At 32.5% G+C, this 19,844-nt stretch carries 22 protein-coding genes; 9 read left to right on the top strand and 13 right to left on the bottom strand.

Going from position 1 to position 19,844, the window contains the following annotated elements; translation table 11 throughout:
• The first annotated feature begins 37 nt into the window (after positions 1-37).
• Entirely contained in the window at positions 38-1,216 is a 1,179-nt protein-coding gene (locus tag ACFWU4_RS03745) for an acyl-CoA dehydrogenase family protein (protein WP_411125006.1), read from the top strand.
• A 102-nt stretch (positions 1,217-1,318) separates the two neighbouring features.
• A complete protein-coding gene (locus ACFWU4_RS03740; RefSeq protein ID WP_411125004.1) occupies positions 1,319-2,215 on the top strand; it encodes a serine/threonine protein phosphatase in 897 nt (298 codons plus the stop codon).
• Between the two features lies 1 nt (position 2,216).
• On the opposite strand, the gene ACFWU4_RS03735 is transcribed toward ACFWU4_RS03740, so the two are convergent.
• The 7 genes from ACFWU4_RS03735 to trmB all read right to left on the bottom strand — a co-directional run bounded on the left by ACFWU4_RS03735 (position 2,217) and on the right by trmB (position 6,886).
• The gene (locus tag ACFWU4_RS03735) at positions 2,217-2,552 is read right to left on the bottom strand and encodes a ferredoxin (protein WP_411125002.1); all 336 of its coding nucleotides are present in this window, start codon (positions 2,550-2,552) and stop codon (positions 2,217-2,219) included.
• The gene (locus ACFWU4_RS03730) at positions 2,553-3,608 is read right to left on the bottom strand and encodes an NAD(P)/FAD-dependent oxidoreductase (protein ID WP_411125000.1); all 1,056 of its coding nucleotides are present in this window, start codon (positions 3,606-3,608) and stop codon (positions 2,553-2,555) included.
• Between the two features lie 68 nt (positions 3,609-3,676).
• A complete protein-coding gene (locus ACFWU4_RS03725) occupies positions 3,677-3,916 on the bottom strand; it encodes a NifU family protein (RefSeq protein WP_411124998.1) in 240 nt (79 codons plus the stop codon).
• Positions 3,917-5,056 (bottom strand): P-loop NTPase, encoded by a 1,140-nt coding sequence (locus tag ACFWU4_RS03720; RefSeq protein ID WP_411124996.1) that lies wholly within the window; start codon positions 5,054-5,056, stop codon positions 3,917-3,919.
• A 109-nt stretch (positions 5,057-5,165) separates the two neighbouring features.
• Positions 5,166-5,498, bottom strand: a complete 333-nt coding sequence (locus tag ACFWU4_RS03715) for an MGMT family protein (RefSeq protein ID WP_411124994.1) — start codon at positions 5,496-5,498, stop codon at positions 5,166-5,168.
• Between the two features lie 80 nt (positions 5,499-5,578).
• On the bottom strand, positions 5,579-6,208 hold the full coding sequence (locus tag ACFWU4_RS03710; RefSeq protein ID WP_411124992.1) for a LysE family transporter: 630 nt from the start codon (positions 6,206-6,208) through the stop codon (positions 5,579-5,581).
• Positions 6,209-6,211: 3 nt separating this feature from the next.
• On the bottom strand, positions 6,212-6,886 hold the full coding sequence (gene trmB / locus ACFWU4_RS03705; RefSeq protein ID WP_411124990.1) for a tRNA (guanosine(46)-N7)-methyltransferase TrmB: 675 nt from the start codon (positions 6,884-6,886) through the stop codon (positions 6,212-6,214).
• A 128-nt stretch (positions 6,887-7,014) separates the two neighbouring features.
• Between trmB and ACFWU4_RS03700 the strand changes: the two genes are divergently transcribed.
• Complete coding sequence (locus ACFWU4_RS03700) at positions 7,015-8,073, top strand: glycosyltransferase (protein ID WP_411124988.1); 1,059 nt, start codon at positions 7,015-7,017, stop codon at positions 8,071-8,073.
• On the opposite strand, the gene ACFWU4_RS03695 is transcribed toward ACFWU4_RS03700, so the two are convergent.
• On the bottom strand, positions 8,056-9,099 hold the full coding sequence (locus ACFWU4_RS03695; protein ID WP_411124986.1) for a sensor histidine kinase: 1,044 nt from the start codon (positions 9,097-9,099) through the stop codon (positions 8,056-8,058). The two genes, ACFWU4_RS03700 and ACFWU4_RS03695, sit on opposite strands and share 18 nt — an antisense overlap.
• Positions 9,099-9,782, bottom strand: coding sequence for a response regulator transcription factor (locus ACFWU4_RS03690; protein WP_411124984.1), 684 nt, complete (start codon positions 9,780-9,782; stop codon positions 9,099-9,101). Before ACFWU4_RS03690 ends, ACFWU4_RS03695 begins: the two co-directional genes overlap by 1 nt.
• A 229-nt stretch (positions 9,783-10,011) precedes the next feature.
• Here ACFWU4_RS03690 and ACFWU4_RS03685 point away from each other — a divergent pair, with 229 nt between their 5' ends.
• From ACFWU4_RS03685 to ACFWU4_RS03675, 3 genes are all read left to right on the top strand, one after another.
• A complete protein-coding gene (locus ACFWU4_RS03685) occupies positions 10,012-11,679 on the top strand; it encodes a T9SS type A sorting domain-containing protein (protein WP_411124982.1) in 1,668 nt (555 codons plus the stop codon).
• Positions 11,680-11,752: 73 nt separating this feature from the next.
• On the top strand, positions 11,753-12,733 hold the full coding sequence (locus ACFWU4_RS03680; protein ID WP_411124980.1) for an acyl transferase: 981 nt from the start codon (positions 11,753-11,755) through the stop codon (positions 12,731-12,733).
• A 44-nt stretch (positions 12,734-12,777) separates the two neighbouring features.
• Positions 12,778-13,221 (top strand): YHS domain-containing (seleno)protein, encoded by a 444-nt coding sequence (locus ACFWU4_RS03675; RefSeq protein WP_411124978.1) that lies wholly within the window; start codon positions 12,778-12,780, stop codon positions 13,219-13,221.
• Positions 13,222-13,307: 86 nt separating this feature from the next.
• Here ACFWU4_RS03675 and tyrS read toward each other — a convergent pair whose 3' ends face one another.
• A complete protein-coding gene (gene tyrS / locus ACFWU4_RS03670) occupies positions 13,308-14,606 on the bottom strand; it encodes a tyrosine--tRNA ligase (protein ID WP_411124977.1) in 1,299 nt (432 codons plus the stop codon).
• An 83-nt stretch (positions 14,607-14,689) separates the two neighbouring features.
• Here tyrS and ACFWU4_RS03665 point away from each other — a divergent pair, with 83 nt between their 5' ends.
• Positions 14,690-15,709, top strand: a complete 1,020-nt coding sequence (locus ACFWU4_RS03665; protein ID WP_411124975.1) for an NAD-dependent epimerase/dehydratase family protein — start codon at positions 14,690-14,692, stop codon at positions 15,707-15,709.
• 4 nt (positions 15,710-15,713) lie between these two features.
• Here the strand turns inward: ACFWU4_RS03665 and ACFWU4_RS03660 are convergent, their stop codons facing one another.
• The 3 genes from ACFWU4_RS03660 to ACFWU4_RS03650 are packed head-to-tail and all read right to left on the bottom strand — an operon-like array spanning position 15,714 to position 18,269.
• Entirely contained in the window at positions 15,714-16,193 is a 480-nt protein-coding gene (locus ACFWU4_RS03660; protein WP_411124973.1) for a DUF4296 domain-containing protein, read from the bottom strand.
• Position 16,194: 1 nt separating this feature from the next.
• A complete protein-coding gene (locus ACFWU4_RS03655) occupies positions 16,195-17,538 on the bottom strand; it encodes a dihydroorotase (protein ID WP_411124972.1) in 1,344 nt (447 codons plus the stop codon).
• Between the two features lie 5 nt (positions 17,539-17,543).
• Positions 17,544-18,269, bottom strand: a complete 726-nt coding sequence (locus tag ACFWU4_RS03650; RefSeq protein ID WP_411124970.1) for a polyprenol monophosphomannose synthase — start codon at positions 18,267-18,269, stop codon at positions 17,544-17,546.
• A gap of 137 nt (positions 18,270-18,406) precedes the next feature.
• Here ACFWU4_RS03650 and ACFWU4_RS03645 point away from each other — a divergent pair, with 137 nt between their 5' ends.
• On the top strand, positions 18,407-19,057 hold the full coding sequence (locus ACFWU4_RS03645) for a DUF4271 domain-containing protein (protein ID WP_411124968.1): 651 nt from the start codon (positions 18,407-18,409) through the stop codon (positions 19,055-19,057).
• Between the two features lie 15 nt (positions 19,058-19,072).
• Positions 19,073-19,822 (top strand): uroporphyrinogen-III synthase, encoded by a 750-nt coding sequence (locus ACFWU4_RS03640; protein WP_411124966.1) that lies wholly within the window; start codon positions 19,073-19,075, stop codon positions 19,820-19,822.
• Positions 19,823-19,844: the final 22 nt, after the last annotated feature.

Raw genomic sequence — 19,844 nt, 5'->3', positions numbered from 1 at the left:
TTTTCGTTACCTTTGCTTATAACATAATATTTGTACGATGAAGCCAGATTTATTCGAAGCACCAGATTATTATAATTTAGATGAGTTACTCACTGAAGAGCATAAGCTGGTCCGCGATGCAGCACGAGAATGGGTAAAACGTGACGTATCTCCAATTATTGAGGACTATGCTCAAAAAGCAGAATTCCCTACTCAAATTGTAAAAGGTTTAGCTGAAATAGGCGCCTTTGGACCATACATCCCTGAAGAATATGGAGGAGCTGGTTTAGACCAAATTTCTTATGGTTTAATCATGCAAGAAATAGAACGTGGTGATTCTGGTGTACGAAGTACAGCTTCGGTTCAGTCGTCATTAGTAATGTATCCAATCTGGAAATACGGAAACGAAGCACAACGCCAAAAATACTTACCAAAATTAGCTTCTGGTGAATGGATCGGTTCTTTTGGTTTAACCGAACCAGATCATGGTTCTAATCCAGGCGGAATGACAACTAATTTTAAAGATATGGGTGACCACTATCTTTTAAATGGTGCTAAAATGTGGATTAGTAATTCGCCCTTTTGTAACGTAGCCGTAGTTTGGGCAAAAAATGAAGAAGGTCGTATACATGGTTTAATTGTAGAACGAGGTATGGAAGGCTTTTCGACTCCAGAAACTCATAATAAATGGTCCTTAAGAGCATCAGCTACTGGTGAGCTTATTTTTGATAATGTGAAAGTGCCAAAAGAAAACTTATTACCAAACAAATCTGGACTTGGAGCACCTCTAGGCTGTTTAGATTCGGCACGTTTTGGTATTGCTTGGGGAGCAATCGGTGCTGCTATGGATTGCTACGATACAGCTTTAAGATATAGTAAAGAACGTATGCAATTTGGTAAGCCTATTGGACAGTTTCAACTACAACAAAAGAAACTAGCCGAGATGATTACAGAAATAACCAAAGCCCAATTATTAGCATGGAGACTTGGTGTAATGCGCGAAAATGGAACAGCTACATCAGCACAAATTTCTATGGCTAAACGTAACAATGTAGATATGGCTTTAAAAATTGCTAGAGATGCAAGACAAATGTTAGGAGGTATGGGAATTAGTGGAGAATACTCTATTATGAGACATATGATGAATCTTGAAAGTGTTGTAACCTATGAAGGTACTCACGATATTCACTTACTAATTACTGGCTTAGATGTTACTGGTTTAAATGCCTTCAAATAAGTCCCTAAGCGATATTTAATTATTTTATTCAGACTGATTCGTTTAGAAAAGATTATAAAAATGCTTCTCAATTGAGAAGCATTTTTTGTTTACATTTACTTTATGTCTTCAAAATCTAGATTAGATCGCGCCTATAAAAATGCCAAACGTATCTCCTTTGATGACAATTCTAAATTCATTTTATTTAGTGATTGCCATCGTGGTGATAATAGTTTTGCTGATGATTTCGCAAATAATCGTAACATTTACTTTCATGCTTTACAACATTACTATTCTGAAGGTTTTAGCTATTGCGAATTGGGAGATGGTGACGAGCTTTGGGAGAATCTCTCTTTTAACTCTATTCTAAATGCACATAAAAACGTGTATATGTTGATGAAATTATTTCATGAACAGGACCGTCTACATATGATTTGGGGAAATCACGACATGGTGTATCGCGACCCTATTTATGTTGAAAAACACCTATCTACTTACTTTGATCCCAAAATTGGTGAAGATGTTGAGTTATTTTGTGATTTAAAATACCATGAAGGAATTGTGCTAGAACATTCAGAAACTTCACAAGAGTTATTTTTATGTCATGGCCACCAAGCCGATTGGTGGAATTACCTATTCTGGAAATGGAGTAGATTTATGGTCCGTGTACTCTGGAAACCTTTAAACGTAATGGGTATAGCAGATCCTACAAGTCCTGCAAAAAACTATAAAGAACTAATTAAAGTAGAACGCAGAACTAAAAAATGGATTACTGATAATTCTAATCTAATAACCATCGTTGGTCATACACACAGACCTCGTTTTCCAGAACCGGGTGATATCGCTTTCTTCAATGACGGTAGCTGTGTTCACCCAAGAAGCATAACTGGTATTGAAATAGAATCTGGTAAAATATCTTTGATTAAATGGCAAATTGTGACTACCGAAGATGGTACATTAAAAATTGATCGCTTTCTATTAGAAGGACCGACCTCTTTGACTGATTATAAAACAGATTGATTTAAGATTCTGGAGCTAACTCAACTTGCAATCCTTCCATTTCTGGTATCATTTGAATCTGGCACCCTAATCGCGAATTATCTTTTACAAAAAATGCCTCAGACAACATTGCTTCTTCATCGTCTTGCATTTGAGGTAATTCTGTTTCGCTTAACACATAACATTGACAAGACGCACACATTGCCATACCACCACAAATACCTATAGTACCTTCTGGAGCTAGTTCATAACTGCGCACTACTTCCATTAAGTTCATAGCCATATCAGTAGGTGCTTCAATTTTATGACTTATACCTTCTCTGTCTATAATGGTGATATTTATGTCTACCTTATCCAATTAATCTATAGCTTTTACTACTGCTTTTGGTGCTTCTTTACGAGTTCCGTCAAATCCATCCACTCCGCTAACTGTAGTATATTTTAATACATATCTTTTACCTGGATTTATAATTTTATAAGCTGCTTGACACATCAAAGTAGCTTCATGGAAGCCGCAAAGAATCAGTTTTAATTTACCCGGATACGTATTAACATCTCCAACAGCAAAAATACCCGGAATATTCGTTTGATAATCTAATGAGTTATTTACTTTAATGGCGTTCTTCTCTATTTCTAATCCCCAATTTGCAATAGGCCCTAATTTAGGAGATAGACCAAATAATGGGATAAAATGATCTGTATCTAGCAAACGAGGTGCTTCATTTTTTTTAGTAACCTCAACACTTTCAACTTTGTCAGTACCATTTATAGCGGTAATTTCAGCTGGTGTTATAAGATTAATTTTTCCTTTATTCTTTAAATCTTGAACTTTTTCTACAGAATCTAAATGCCCCCTAAATTCATTCCGTCTATGAATTAATGTTACGTTACTAGCGACATCACTTAAAAAGATACTCCAGTCTAAGGCAGAATCTCCACCACCAGCAATAACTACTCTTTTATCTCTATATATTTCTGGATCTTTAATAATGTACTCGACTCCTTTATCTTCAAAATTTGTTAGGTTGTCTAATAATGGTTTTCTTGGTTCAAAACTACCTAAACCTCCAGCAATGGCAACAACAGGTGCCCTATGTTCCGTTCCTTTATTAGTTGTAACAATAAATGTACCGTCTTTTTGCTTTTTAATTGTTTCAGCTCGTTCACCAAGGGTAAAACCAGGCTCAAATTGTTTGCATTGCTCTAATAATTTGTCCGTTAAATCCCCAGCTAAAATTTCTGGATAAGCAGGAATATCATAAATCGGTTTTTTAGGATAAATCTCAGAACACTGACCCCCTGGTTGTGGTAAAGCATCTATTAAATGACATTTTAATTTTAATAGACCTGCTTCAAAAACTGTAAAGAGACCTGTTGGCCCAGCTCCTATAATAAGTATATCTGTTGTAATCATGGATAAAGAATTAGAAACAAAACTAAGAATGTATTTTTAACTGAAATATGATAAAAATCACCTGTCGTCTATTCTACATTAATAACACGTTCTATTTGCGGCGCGTATTTTTTAATTGTCATTTCAACACCAGATTTTAATGTCATTTGATTAACGCTACAAGAGGTACAAGCCCCAACAAGCTGCACCTTTACCAAGGTACCGTCATCAATAGACAATAAATTAATATCACCACCATCACTCTGCAGGAATGGACGAATTTCGTCTAGTGCTTTTTCTACATTTAATTTAAGTTCTTCTGAGCTCATTTACTTTTTATTTACAGCAGAGCAACCTGCCATTGTTGTAATTTTTATTGCTTCTGTAGATGGCAAATGTTCATTTCTATCTACAACTTGTTGTACTACATCTCTCGTTATATTTTCAAATGCCTTTTCTATTGCAGTATCGGTTTGTAATGCAGCAGGTCTGCCCAAATCACCAGCCTCTCTAATACTTTGTATAAGGGGGACTTCTCCTAAAAACGGAACCTCTAAATCTTCGGCTAAATGTTTAGCTCCCTCTTTACCAAATATATAATATTTATTACCTGGTAATTCTGCTGGAGTAAAATAGGCCATATTCTCAACAATACCCAAGACAGGTACATTTATGCTTTCTTGTTGAAACATCGCAACTCCTTTTTTTGCATCTGCCAAAGCAACATTTTGAGGAGTACTTACTACTACAGAACCTGTGATTGGCAAAGCTTGCATAATACTCAAATGAATATCACCAGTTCCTGGAGGTAGATCAATTAATAAGAAATCGAGCTCTCCCCAAGCTGCATCAAATATCATCTGATTTAATGCTTTTGAAGCCATAGGTCCTCTCCAAATTACAGCCTGATCTGGCTTTGTAAAAAATCCTATTGATAATACTTTTACACCGTAATTTTCGACAGGTTTCATTTTAGATTTGCCTCCAACATTCACGGACAATGGGCGTTCTGAAGCAACATCAAACATTATTGGAATAGAAGGTCCGTAAATATCTGCATCTAAAACACCTACCTTAAATCCCATCTTAGCCAGTGTAACTGCTAAATTTGCGGTTACAGTAGATTTACCAACACCGCCTTTTCCTGATGCAACAGCAACAATATTTTTAATACCAGGAATAGCCTTTCCTTTAATTTCATTTGTAGTGGCTTTTGCAGGTGTATCAACCTTAATATTGACCTTTATTTTTGCTTTTTCGTAAACAGACTTATGAATAGTCTGTAAAATATCTACTTCTGTTTTCTTTTTAGCCTGAAGACTAGGATTTTTTATAGTAATATCAACGATTACCTCATCTGCAAATGTAACTACGTTAGTTACTGCCCCACTGTCCACCATATTCTCTCCTTCACCAGGTGCAGTAATAGTTTTGAGGGCATTTAATATATCTTGTTTATTAAGCTTCACTTCTTATCTAGATTTATTCTAAACGCAAAGATACTGCTAAAAGTTTAGATTTTGAAGCTCTTAAATTGAATTGAATAATGATTGGATTTGGATTAATAATGGCTACTATTTATTTTAGATTTTTAGTTGGATCCCAGTATACAGAATCTAAATTCTGAATTTGATTATCTATTACTTCAATACCTTCATTTTCTATGAGCTGCTGCATTAAATTTGTTCCTTCAAAATGATGTTTACCAGTTAGCAGTCCTTTTCTATTAACTACGCGATGCGCAGGCACATCTTTACCTGCTGAACCATTCATTGCGTAGCCAACTATTCTAGCACTTTTAGCCGCACCTAAATATTTTGCGATTGCACCATAACTTGTTACTCTCCCAAAAGGAACTTGTCTAGCAACTTCGTATACTTTTTCGAAAAAACCAAGTGTTTCTGGTTTCATGGAATTTTTTCTATTTTTTTGAGCAAAAAAAGGTATGCTTATTATTTAAATATTTAACTTGAAATCTTCATACTATAAAATTACAGCTCTCTCAAAATATTAATAAGAGTTATTAACGCTACTATCCCTGTTATAATACCAATACTATAATTCATACTTTTTTGAGAGGTAAATTTTCTGTCTTTTATTTTTTCAAAAAAGAAAATATAGAAGTATAACATCACAAAAGTACCCATAGCTGCACCGGTAACATATGTAATTATATTAGTGCGTTCAAAATCCATAACACCAAAAGAAGCTAAGGTTATTGTCATATATGCTTGATACGGAATGGGGAAAACATTTAGGCCAGATAGTAACATTCCATAAAAAAAACGGCTTTTTTTACTTTTTACATCAGTCTCAACTTTAGTTTCTTTTTGATTTCTCGCAATTATTAAAAAATATATTGTGATTAATACAAATATGACAAAAGCTACACGCTGCAATATTTCTACTATATCTGGTCTGTTAGATAAATATCTTGCAAAAATAGAAGCAACATAAGTCTGAATAAACACAACTAAACATACACCAGAAGAGAATGTAATACCACTTCCTGGACCTTCCTTTAGACTTATCTTAGCTGCGGTCATATTGAGCAATCCTGGAGGAATTACACCTATAAGTGCGACAAATAGTCCGAGGAAGAAGACAACTGTAATGCTCAAATTTTAGTTGATTTTAAATCTAATATACGTAATTGCTTTGTCTTTTTCTAAATACTGGTTTTCATAAAAAGTTTGAATTTCTGTAACTTCCTTAGGGCTTCCTTCTAATTTATATACGTTATGGTTGGCGTATAGTACTTCATAACCTTTACCATGAAGCAAACCAAGAGTATAACCATGCATAAATTCACTATCGGTTTTTAGATGCATTACGCCTCCTGGTTTTAAAACTTTCTTGTAACGTTCTAAAAATTGAAGATTGGTCATACGGTGCTTTGTTCGCTGGTATTTTATTTGCGGATCTGGGAATGTAATCCAGATTTCATCAACTTCATTTTCTTCAAATACCTGATCTACCAATTCTATTTGGGTTCTAATAAATGCTGCGTTAGAAATATCTTCTTCTAGAGCTGTTTTTGCTCCACGCCAAAATCGTGCACCTTTAATATCTATACCAATAAAATTTTTATTTGCGTAACGTCGAGCTAAGCCGACCGTATATTCCCCTTTTCCACAACCCAATTCTAGTACTAAAGGGTTTTCATTTTTAAAAACGTCTTTTCTCCAATTCCCTTTTAGCTTATAAATTTCTTCAACTAGCTCTGCTCTTGATGGTTGAAATACATTCTTAAAAGTTTCATTTTCTTTAAATCGTTTGAGCTTATTTTTACTTCCCACGTTTTTATGACTTATTAATAATTTGGTAAAATTAAGGAAACATTTTAGGTTTATCTTTGTTTATTACAAGCAACTCTAAATTATTTAGACTCTGAAATAATAAAACTCTCGATGCTCCGGTATAGCTCATGAATGTTCATCATAAAAAACGCATATTAGTAGCACCTCTAAATTGGGGATTAGGCCATGCAACGCGATGTATGCCTATAATAAATGCCTTATTAGCAAATAATTTTGAACCCGTTATTGCAAGTGATGGTTATGCATTATCATTATTGAAAAAGGAATATCCAAACCTTCAATTTTTTGAGCTTCCCTCTTATAATATTACCTATGCAAAAAAAGGAAATAGCTTTAAAATTAAGATTGTTAAAGACTCACCTCATCTTTTAAAAACTATTAAGAGAGAAAAAAAAGCTATTCAAGAGCTTACTAAATCAGAAGATATTTCGGGTATTATTTCTGATAATAGATTTGGTGTAAGACAGAAGCATATTCCTTCTGTTTTTATAACCCATCAATTACGTGTTTTAAGCGGAAATACAACTTGGTTAAGCAGTAAGTTTCATCAAAAAATTATTTCAAAATTTGACCAATGTTGGATACCAGATCACAGAGGTAAAAATAATTTAAGTGGTGAATTAGGACATGTAAAAGACTATCAGTCCTCATTAAAATATCTTGGTCCATTAAGTAGATTTAAAAAACAAAAACTTCCATTAAGATACAATCTTCTTATTATATTATCTGGCCCAGAACCACAGCGTACATATCTCGAAGAAAAGTTATTTATTCAATTAGAAAACTATAAAGGCAAGGTTTGTTTTGTAAAAGGAATTCTAGAATCTGAGCAGAAGAAATTTGAAAAGAATAATATCACTGTTTACAATTACATGACAAGTGTAGAACTAGAGAAAGCTCTAAATAAATGTGAAATGGTATTAAGTAGATCGGGTTACACATCTCTAATGGATTACGCCAAGCTTGAAAAAAAGGCTTTTTTAATTCCTACTCCTGGTCAATTTGAACAAGAATATTTAGCAAAAAAACTACAATCTGAAGGTATAGCCCCAAGCTGCAACCAAAAGTTATTTAAAATTGAAATGCTAAAGGATATTGAAAATTATTCTGGTTTTAAATCTCTTGAAGATGACGTGAATTACCAAGAATTATTCAGACTTTTCTAAAGTGAAAGAAAACTCACTACCAACGTTTATCTCACTTTCTACATACATTTTTTCTTCGTGCGCTTCTATAATGTGCTTTACAATTGATAAACCTAAACCCGAACCACCTTCTTTGCGGGACCCACTTTTATCGACTCTATAGAAACGTTCAAATAGCCGTGGTAAATTCTCTTGACTTATACCTTCACCATTATCTGTAATTCTAATAATGGCTTTATTTTTTATCAAATTTTCAATACTAACTTCAGTTGTACCTTTTTCTCTTCCATATTTTATAGAGTTTACGATAAGGTTAGTTAAAACTTGCTGAATACGCTCTACATCTGCATAAACCATTACTGGCTCAGTATAGTCCATATCAAAAGTCAAAGTTATATTTTTCTTTGCTGCTTTCATTTCAAAAAGTTCAAAGACATTCTTCACGAGCTCTACAATATCAAAACGCTCTTTATTTAAACTAAGATCACCAACTTCTAGTTTAGTAATCATATCTAAATCCTTGATTATGTATGTTAAACGTTCAACTCCTTTGCTCGCTCTGTTTAGATATTTTTTCTTGATTTTGGTATCTTCTATGCCTCCATCTAAAAGTGTGTCTATATAACCTTGAACAGTGAATAGTGGAGTTTTAAGCTCGTGTGAAACATTTCCTATAAACTCTTTACGATATTCTTCTCTAACTTTTAAAGTTTCAATCTCAATTTTTTTATCTCTTGCGTACTTATCTATTTCTTTTGTTAGTGTACCCATATCTGTAGTTATAGGGTTTTGTCTTAATGTTGTGGACTCTAAAAGTGTAAGATCGTCATATATTTTCTTTACACGTCTGTATATAAAACGCTCTACTCTATATTGTACAATAGCAAAACATAAAGGGAAGCAAATTAATGGAAAGATGACTACTTGCCAATTAAATGTATGGAAGTAATACAAAAAAACACTTACTAGGAGTGTAATAAAAACTGTTACGTATAAAGACGTTCTTAGGGCAAACTTATAAGTCTTTTTTAAATTAGTTTTTTGCATTAGTCAACAAACTTGTAACCAACACCTTTTACAGTTTTAAAAGATTTATCGCCAATCTTTTCACGAAGTTTTCTAATATGCACATCAATAGTTCTTCCACCAACAACAACTTCATTACCCCATACTTTATCTAAAATCTCTTCACGTTTAAAAACCTTACCTGGCTTAGTTGCTAACAAAGATAATAATTCAAATTCTTTTCTAGGTAAAATTATCTCTTTGCCTTTTTTGGTAATTTTATACTCTTCTCTATTAATTACTAAATCGCCTATTTTAATTGAGTCAGTTTCGTTATTTGTATCTTTTAGTCTGCGCAATAATGCCTTAACCTTACTCACTAAAACTTTTGGCTTAATAGGTTTGGTTATATAATCATCAGCGCCAGCATCAAAACCAGCTACTTGAGAATAATCTTCTCCTCTTGCTGTTAAAAACGTAATTATAGTATTATTTAATTTAGAATCTTGGCGAATGCGTTCACAAGCCTCTATACCGTCCATTTCAGGCATCATTACATCTAATATTATTAAATGAGGATTGTGTTTTTTCGCCTTTTCAATAGCCTCTAAACCATTTTCTCCCGTAATAACTTGATAACCTTCAGCAGATAAATTATAACCTACTATTTCTAATATATCTGGTTCATCATCAACCAATAATATTTTAATATCTTTTTTTTTCAATGTTAAGGTGTTTAATAAGCTTTCGTAAATATAAAATATATCTGCTTTAAGTTAATATGATTTCTAAATTGATAACAATTCGCTAACATTAAACAATAATCTTACGATTACTTAACCCCTTAATAACACTCATGTTAAGTTATTGTAAAAAAGGCTGTTGTTAATAAAAACCTACATTGAAACTCGCTATTTGTTAGTATATTTATGCTCTAATTATTAAAATTTTATTATGAAAAAACTTTACTTTTTACTTTTTACATTGTTGTTTAGTGCATTCTCTTTTGCACAAACTACGGTTTTTATTAACGAACTACATTATGATAATTCTGGTGGTGATGTTGATGAGGGTGTAGAGATCGCTGGTCCTGCTGGGACAGATTTAACAGGTTGGTCTATTGAAAAATATAATGGTTCTAATGGAACATCTTATGGTAACGAAGCTTTGTCTGGAACAATTACAGATCAAGATAATGGTTACGGAACTCTAGGATTTACTTTTGCTGCCAATGCATTGCAAAATGGTGCTCCAGATGCAATCGCTTTAGTAAATAATTCTGGTGTTGTAGTTCAATTTCTAAGTTACGAAGGTTCTTTAACTGCTTCTGGTGGACCAGCAGACGGGATGACTTCTGAGGATATTGGTGTTGCTGAAACTAGTGGTACTGCCATTGGTGAATCTTTACAACTAACTGGTACAGGTGACACATATGAAGAGTTTACATGGTCAGGACCATCTGCTCAATCATCTGGAGCTGTTAATTCTAGCCAGTCTTTCTCTTCTATGAATACAGCAAGCATAACTATTACTGCTCCTTCAGACGCAGCATCTTTTGCTCCAGGAACAACATCTGTGGATATTGCATATACGGTTGTTAACGCTCCTGGCACTGCAACTGTTGATATTACTGTGAATGGAACAACAACTAATGGTATTACGGATAATCCTTTTTCAGTAACTACTATTAATGGTCAATCTTACACGGTAACTGTTGAGTTAATTGATGGTGGAGTTTTAGATTCCGATCAAGTAACATTTTCTATAGAAAATATTGCTCAAGTAGCAGATATTGCCGCATTAAGAGCTGCTACAGAAGGTGAGTTTTATGAATTAACTGGTGAAGCTTTGATTACTTTTCAGCAATCATTCAGAAATCAAAAATTTATTGAAGATAGCTCTGGAGGTATATTAATAGATGATTCATCAGGTAACGTTACAACAACTTACGCTATTGGTGATGGAATTACTGGAATTGTTGGTCAGTTAACTTCTTTTGGTGGTATGATGCAGTTTGCCGTATCAGAAGATCCTGGTGCAGCAAGTACCACTGGAAATACATTAACACCACAAATGGTTTCTTTATTAGACCTAGCTACTAATCCTGAAAATTATGAATCAGAATTGGTTATGGTTACTGGCGTTACAATGGAAAACAGCACACCTAATTTTTCTGGTGGCTCTGAACATGGCATGAGCCAAAGTGGAGATATGTTTAATTTTAGATCTACATTTTTTGATGCAGATTATGCCGATCAAAACGGTATTGTTCCTCTTGTGGCTACTGATATTGTTGGTATAGTTAATGAAAGAAGTGGTAGCTTGTATTTCTTAACGGCAAGAAGCTCTGCTGATTTCAGCGAAGACGTTTTATCTACAGATAACTTTAATTCTAATAGTTTTTCATTATATCCTAACCCTACAAATACAGGGTTTGTAAATATTAATTCTACGAATAACGAAACTATGGGAGTACAAGTTTTTGATATTCTTGGTAAGCAAGTTAAGAATGAAAATTTAATTAACAATAGATTAAATGTTTCTGACTTGAATACTGGAATTTACATTGTAAAAATTACACAAAACAATGCTTCAATTACTAAAAAATTAGTGATTAAGTAATATTGTTTTTATTTTATAACTAAAGCGCAGCTCATAATTTAGCTGCGCTTTTTTATTTCCATATTTTTGCAAAATGATTTCTACAAACAGGATTTTTAATATTGCATCAGATGCCGAGTTTAATTCTCTAGCATTAGATGTTTTTAAGTTTCAGTTTGAGAACAATCCTATTTATAGGTCGTTTTGCGATTTATTATACAAACATCCGGCTGATGTAAAATCTATTCAGGATATTCCATTTTTACCTATTCAATTTTTTAAAAGTCATCATGTTGTAAGTTCGGCTAATCCTATTAAAAAAACTTTTACCAGTTCAGGTACTACAGGAACTTTAACTAGCAAACATCATATTACAGATTTAACCATTTATAGAGAAAGTTATTTAACTGGTTTTAAAAATTTCTATGGAAATATTGAAGATTATGCCATACTAGCATTACTACCATCTTATTTAGAGCGCGATGGTTCTTCTCTTGTTTATATGGTAGATGATTTAATAACTAGATCTGCACATAAAGAAAGCGGCTTTTATTTAAATAATTTAGATGACTTAAAAAGTAAAATTCATCAACTTGAAGAAAAATCTCAAAAAACAATATTAATAGGTGTTTCTTTTGCTTTACTAGACTTGGTAGAACAATTTCAATTTAATCTAAAACATACCATAATTATGGAAACTGGTGGTATGAAAGGAAGACGTAAAGAGATTATAAGACAAGAACTTCATAATATTCTTCAGTCCGGTTTTAAAATGAATGAAATTCATAGCGAATATGGTATGACAGAACTTTTAAGCCAAGCGTATTCTAAAGGTAAAGGAATTTTTGAGTGCCCACGGTGGATGAAGATTATAACAAGAGATACGGAAGATGCACTTTCAATCCAACTACCAAATAAAACAGGAGGTATAAACGTCATTGATTTAGCTAACATTAATTCTTGCTCATTTATAGCTACTCAAGATCTGGGAAAAGTTTACAAAGACGGTAGTTTTGAAATTATAGGTCGCTTTGATAATTCAGATATTAGAGGCTGTAATTTAATGGCTTTGTAAGAGATCAGTTATTTTTCGACTGACTTGAAAATAATAGTAGTTAAATGAAACATTTTTTAGCTGTATATATACTTACAGTAACAAGCGTATTTGCACAGACAATAGATTATAACACCAATAAAGGATTTGTAGCGGAAGGTTATGATGTAGTAGCATATTTTAATAAAAGAGCTATGAAAGGTTCAAAATCCTACACCACAACTTTTGATGGTGCTAAATACAAATTTTACTCTCAGCAAAATTTAGATATTTTTTTAAAAGCACCAACTACTTATATACCTCAATATGGTGGCTATTGCGCATATGCCGTCGCTATAAATTCTAAAAAGGTTGATATTAACCCTGAAACCTTTGAAATTAGAGAAGGGAAACTTTTTTTGTTCTATAATTCTTGGGGAAACAACACCTTAAAAAAATGGTTAAAAAGTAATGTGAAAGGTTTGAAAGAAAAAGCCGACTTAAATTGGGAGACGATAAAATTTAATTAATTCTATGAAAAAGAAAAGTTAAATTCAGTCTCTAAGTTGATTGATTGGTTAGTTAAGTGCTCATATAAATATGAGCACTTTTCTTTTTAAATTACTTTAATAATATATGTATTTTTCTTTCCCTTATTGAGTATAATATATCTGTCATTAATTAAATCATCAGAAGAAAGTATAAAAGATTCATTTACCTTTTGCTTATTTACAGAAACTGAATTCTCCTTCAACGCTCTGCGCGCTTCACCATTGGAGTTTAAGAAATTAGTTTTAGCTGCCAATGCACCTATCATATCTAAACCATTTTTAAAATCGGACTGCGCAATCTCAGCTTGTGGCACACCTTCAAATACATCTAAAAAGGTATCTTCATCTAAAGTCCTAATATCCTCTTTAAAAGATTTACTAAACAATATATTTGAAGCTTTTTCTGCATTTTCAAAATCTTCTTTTGAGTGTACCATAACGGTAATTTCTTCAGCCAATCGCTTTTGAAGTAATCTTAAATGAGGCGCTTCTGAATGTTTAAGAATAATCTCAGCTATTTCATCTTTAGTTAAAAAAGTAAATATCTTGATATATTTTTCTGCATCCTCATCACTAGAATTTAACCAATATTGATAAAACTTATATGGAGATGTTCTTTTTGCGTCTAGCCACACGTTTCCACCTTCTGACTTTCCGAATTTAGAACCATCGCTTTTTGTAATTAAAGGACATGTAATAGCAAAACCTTTACCTCCTGCAACGCGCCTGATCAACTCAGTTCCGGTAGTAATATTTCCCCACTGATCACTACCACCCATTTGTATAGAACAATTATTGGCTCTATATAAATGTAAAAAATCATAGCCTTGAACAAGTTGATAGGTAAATTCCGTAAAACTCATACCATCACTCGTAGATTCGGCAGAAATTCTATTCTTTACAGAATCCTTTGCCATCATATAATTTACAGTGATGTGTTTACCTACATCTCTTATAAATTCTAGAAATGAAAATTCTTTCATCCAATCGTAATTATTAACTAATACAGCAGCATTAGCATCATTACTTTCAAAATCTAAAAAATGAGCTAACTGACCTTTAATTGCATCTTGGTTATGACGCAGAGTCTTCTCATCTAACAGATTTCTTTCACTAGATTTACCAGAGGGATCACCAATCATACCTGTTGCACCACCAACCAATGCGACAGGCTTGTGCCCACACCTTTGGTAATGTGCTAATAACATTATAGGAACCAAATTACCAATATGCAAAGAATCAGCAGTAGGGTCAAAGCCTACATACGCACTTCTCAACTCTTCTGAAAGATGCTCCTCAATACCTGGCATACTATCGTGCAACATACCTCTCCACTGCAATTCCTCAAGAAAATTCTTTTTCATCGTAAAATAATTCTTATTTGATTTTAACAAAGATATGTTTCCGCATTAAAAGACAAAAGACAATTTTAACGTAATTTAGCGGTATGATATTAGTCACAGGTGGAACAGGTCTCGTAGGCTCTCATTTACTCTATAAACTTGTAAGTAACGGAAAAAACGTTAGGGCAATATATAGAAGAAAAAAGACACTAAAACGTGTGAAACATGTCTTCTCTTATTTTTCTAATGAAGCTGATAAACTATTTAATAAAATTGAATGGATTGAAGCAGATATAAATGATGTTCCTAAACTTCAACATGCCTTTGTTAATATTACAAATGTATATCATTGTGCTGCGTTTGTTTCTTTTGAACCAGATAAGTATAAACAACTTCGAAAAATAAATATTGAAGGAACGGCAAATATCGTAAATCTTTCTGTAGCTTATGAGGTCAATAAATTATGCTATGTAAGTTCAATAGCAGCAATAGGGCATAATGAAGATGAGCAAAAACTAATAAATGAAAAAACAGCGTGGAATGCTGAGGCAGACAATAGCGTCTATGCAATAACTAAGTATGGAGCGGAGTTAGAAGTATGGAGAGGTTCTCAAGAGGGTCTTAATATTGTTATTGTTAATCCTGGTATAATCTTAGGGGCAGGTTATTGGAACGGTGGAAGTAGTGGCAATCTATTCAAAAAAGTTTATAATGGAATGCGTCATTATGTTACTGGAATTACCGGTTATATTTATGTTTTTGATGTTATTGACGCTATGATAGAACTTATGGCAAGTGATATTAGAAATGAAGGTTTTATTCTTGTTTCAGAAAATCTAAGCTTCAAAGATTTCCTGCAAAAAGTTGCAAAAGAACTTGGTATAGAACCTCCAAAAAAAGAAGCTAAACCTTGGCTTCTAGGTTTAGCTTGGAGATTAGATTGGTTAACTCATAAGATTATTGGTAAACGACGTAGCATTTCTAAACAAAACGCTAAATCAGCGCATAGCATAACTCAATACGATAATTCAAAGCTTATAAAAACTTTAAATTTTCAGTACACTAAAATAGACTATGCTATAGATAAGGTTTGTCAATTATACCTTAAAGACTTAGAAAAATAAATTATTAATTAATTGAGATGTCTTGTATGAGCTTAGGTATTGAATCCTTTTTCTTACCTAAAATTTTTGCAAGAGAATCTTTCAATACTTCATTAACTTTTTTAACAGAATCTCTTCGCCGTTTAGCTTCCATCACCTCTTCTCTTTCCTGATTTTCGTAATCTTCTTTTTCTCTTTCTAATCGCGACTTTACATTGTCAATGATGCTTTTATAAACTTCAGTATCAAAAGCGTAATACTTATTGCTATTAGCAAATTGCAAACTATCAATATTATACTTATTTAAAACATAAGTTTCTGGTTGAAAACCATTCTTCTCTAAGAGCTTTCTATTTACACCTTTAGCACCGTTTATAATATATAAATCGTGAAGTATGTTCTCCATATCACTCTTAGGTATAAGATTTGCTGGCTTTGAAGGTTTATCATTTCCTACACAGGCTAAAAAAAGACTCAATATTATAAATACACTAATCTTTCTCATATTATCTATTGAAAGTTAAACGCTTACCAGCTTTAACGTCTAATACTTTAAAGTTGTTGTATGCTAACTCACCATTAACAAAAGTGTGTGTTATTCTACTTTTAAACGTATTGCCTTCAAATGGCGACCAACCACACTTATACAAAATATTACTTTTATTAACTGTCCAAGGGTTATTTAAATCAGCTACAACTAAATCTGCATAATACCCTTTTCTAATATAACCGCGTTTTTCAACATCGAATAGTATTGCAGGATTATGACATGCCTTTTCTACTATTTTCTCAATTGGTATCTTTCCTTGATGATGAGCTTCTAACAAAGCAACAAGTGCATGCTGTACTAATGGACCTCCAGAAGGTGCACTAGTATATAAATTACTTTTTTCTTCAAGTGTATGAGGAGCATGATCTGTTGCAATCACGTCTATTCTATCATCTAATAAGGCTTTCCAAAGTTGATCTCTATCTTTAGCTGTCTTTACTGCAGGATTCCATTTAATATGGCTACCTTTTCTTTTGTAATCTTCATCTGAAAACCACAAATGATGAATACAAACTTCAGCTGTTATTTTTTTATCCTTTAAAGGTATTTTATTTGAAAATAAGCTAGTCTCTTTACCTGTTGATAGATGAAATACATGTAATCTTGCCCCTGTTTTCCTTGCTAATTCAATAGCTTTTGAGGATGATATATAGCAAGCCTCTTCACTTCTAATAATTGGATGTAATTCCATAGGGATATCATCTCCATACTCTTCCTTATAGGCTGCCAAGTTTTTTCTAATCGTCGCCTCATCTTCACAATGAACAGAAATAACCATATCTGTACTTGAGAATATCTTTTCGATTACTTTAGGGTCATCTACCAACATATTACCAGTTGAAGAACCCAAAAACAATTTTAAACCAGCAACTGTTTTAGGGTTAACTTTTAATATTTCCTCTAAATTATCGTTTGTACCACCAAACATAAATGAGTAGTTAGCATAAGAAGTCTGCTCTGCAATTTTAAACTTTTCTTCTAACTTCTCTACTGTAGTTGTTTGCGGATTAGTATTAGGCATTTCAATAAAAGAAGTAATACCACCAGCCAGAGCTGCTTTAGACTCTGTTTCAATATTTGCTTTATGTGTTAAGCCTGGTTCTCTAAAATGCACCTGGTCATCAATCATCCCTGGAAGGACATAATTACCCTCAACATCAATAACAGTAACGTCAGCCGATTTAACACTAATCGAAATATCTATATCTTTTATAATATTATCTTCTATAAGAATGTCTCCTTCTATTATCTGACCTTCGTTGACAATCTTAGCATTTTTTATTAGGGTATTTCGTTTCATTTATTTTAATACTTAATGAATATGCTTTTCAATTTTAAACTTATAACTCCAAAAATAGCTTCAGATATAATACTCCCACTCATTTTTGATTTCCCTCTTATTCTATCTTTAAATATTACCGGAATTTCAACTATTCTGAATCCGCTCTTGTTGGCTTTAAATTTCATTTCAATTTGAAAGGCGTAACCAACAAATTTTATTTTATCTAAATCTATAGTTTCTAAAACCTCTCTTTTATAACACACAAAACCAGCTGTAGAGTCTTTAACCTTCATCCTAGTTATTAACCTTACATACCAAGATGCTCCATATGATAACAATATACGTGACATTGGCCAATTAACTACAGTTATTCCTTTGACATATCTAGATCCTACAGAAACATCTGCATTATCGAGTGCACAAGCGTCATATAGACGCTCTAAATCTTTAGGACTGTGGGAAAAATCAGCATCCATTTCGAAGATGAATTCATATTTTTTTTCTGTAGACCATTTAAAACCTGCTATATAGGCTGAACCCAAACCATCTTTTTTGTCTCTCTCTAATAAAAAAAGTGAAGTCTTAAATTCTTGTTGTAATTCTTTTACTTTCTGGGCAGTTTTGTCAGGTGAATTATCATCTACAACTAAAATATGAAAATCTTTCTTTTGAGAAAACACAGCTCTAATAATAGCTTCTATATTCTCAATTTCGTTATAAGTTGGGATAATGACAATAGCGTCAGACATTAGCTCAAATTTAAAATATGCATTAACGCAGCATAAATAATTTCAACAAAAATAAAGTTTTTAATGGATTAAAGACTGTTATATGTTTCTTAAGATTATAATTATGTAAAGCATATATTTCTTCATAATTTAGCAGTATGCGAAATTTCATTACTAACGAATGGTTAACCATATTTACCGTATTTGGTTTCACATCTATTGTTATCGCAAAATATTTAAATACTTTAAGGTTTAATGATTTTATAGCCGTTATAGGAAATTCTAAGTACTTAAAAATTTACAGCAAAGACCAAAAATTTATTGATCCTTTCGATGGGTTTTTGTTTATCAATCTTGCTTTATCTGCAAGTATCTTTCTTTATTTTGGCTACTCTTCCTTCATTTCTGACATACCTTTTGATATTACTGCGTTTCTAAAAACACTTTTTGCCTTTTCTACTCTTATCATTATTAAAACACTTTTAGAACGGCTAATTGGTAGTCTTTTTGAAATAGACAGTTTGATAGATCATTATCTATTTCAAAAAACTACGTTTAAAAATTATTCTGGTATTCTACTATTAATAGCTAATAGTTTTATTTTATATACAACAGGCTTTACGAAAATCATTATTTTAATAACCTTATCTTTAATTTGCTTGATAAATATCATTGGATTTATCATCTCTTTTAAAAATTATCGAAAAATAATAAATCCAAATTTTTTCTATTTTTTATTGTATCTTTGCGCTCTCGAAATTGCGCCTTATGTTCTTTTATACAAGGCGATTAGCGAGTATAACGTTTAAAACAAAAGGGTTTGTATGAAAGTTAAAACAATTTTAGTATCACAACCAGAACCTAAAATAGAGAACTCTCCGTACTTTGATTTGCAAGAAAAGCAAAAAGTTAAAGTTGACTTTCGACCATTTATACATGTAGAAGGTGTATCATCGAAAGATATTAGACAGCAAAAAATTGATCTAAGTAAATTTACAGCCATTATTTTAACAAGTAGAAATTCTGTAGATCACTTCTTTAGAGTAGCAGATGAAATGCGCTTTAAAGTGCCAGATGCTATGAAATACTTTTGTCAATCTGAAGCGGTAGCTTATTATTTACAAAAATATGTTGTTTATAGAAAACGTAAAATATACGTTGGTAAGCGCACATTTGAAGATTTAATGCCATTAATAAAAAAATACAAAGACGAATCTTTCTTATTACCAACTACAGACAAGGTAAAACCAATAATCCCTGAAACCTTAGATAATTTAGGTGTTAATTGGACACAAGCTACGTTTTACAAAACTGTAATCAGTGACTTATCTGATTTGGCAAATGTTTATTATGATATCTTAGTGTTTTTTAGTCCTTCTGGTATTGAGTCATTATTTCATAATTTTCCGGACTTTAAACAAAATGATACACGTATAGCCGTATTCGGAAACACAACGGTTAAAGCTGTAAAAGAAAAAGGACTTCGTGTAGATATATCTGCTCCAACTGCAGAGACTCCTTCAATGACGATGGCACTTCAGAAATATATTGATTCTGTTAATAAAGGAAAATAATATCTTAACCTCAGCTAAATAA

The sequence above is a fragment of the Winogradskyella sp. PE311 genome (genome assembly GCF_046545555.1).
In the GTDB taxonomy this organism is placed as follows: Bacteria; Bacteroidota; Bacteroidia; order Flavobacteriales; family Flavobacteriaceae; genus Winogradskyella.
The sequence above is the reverse complement of the archived record's forward strand: the minus strand, read 5'-3'. Positions and strand labels throughout refer to the sequence as shown.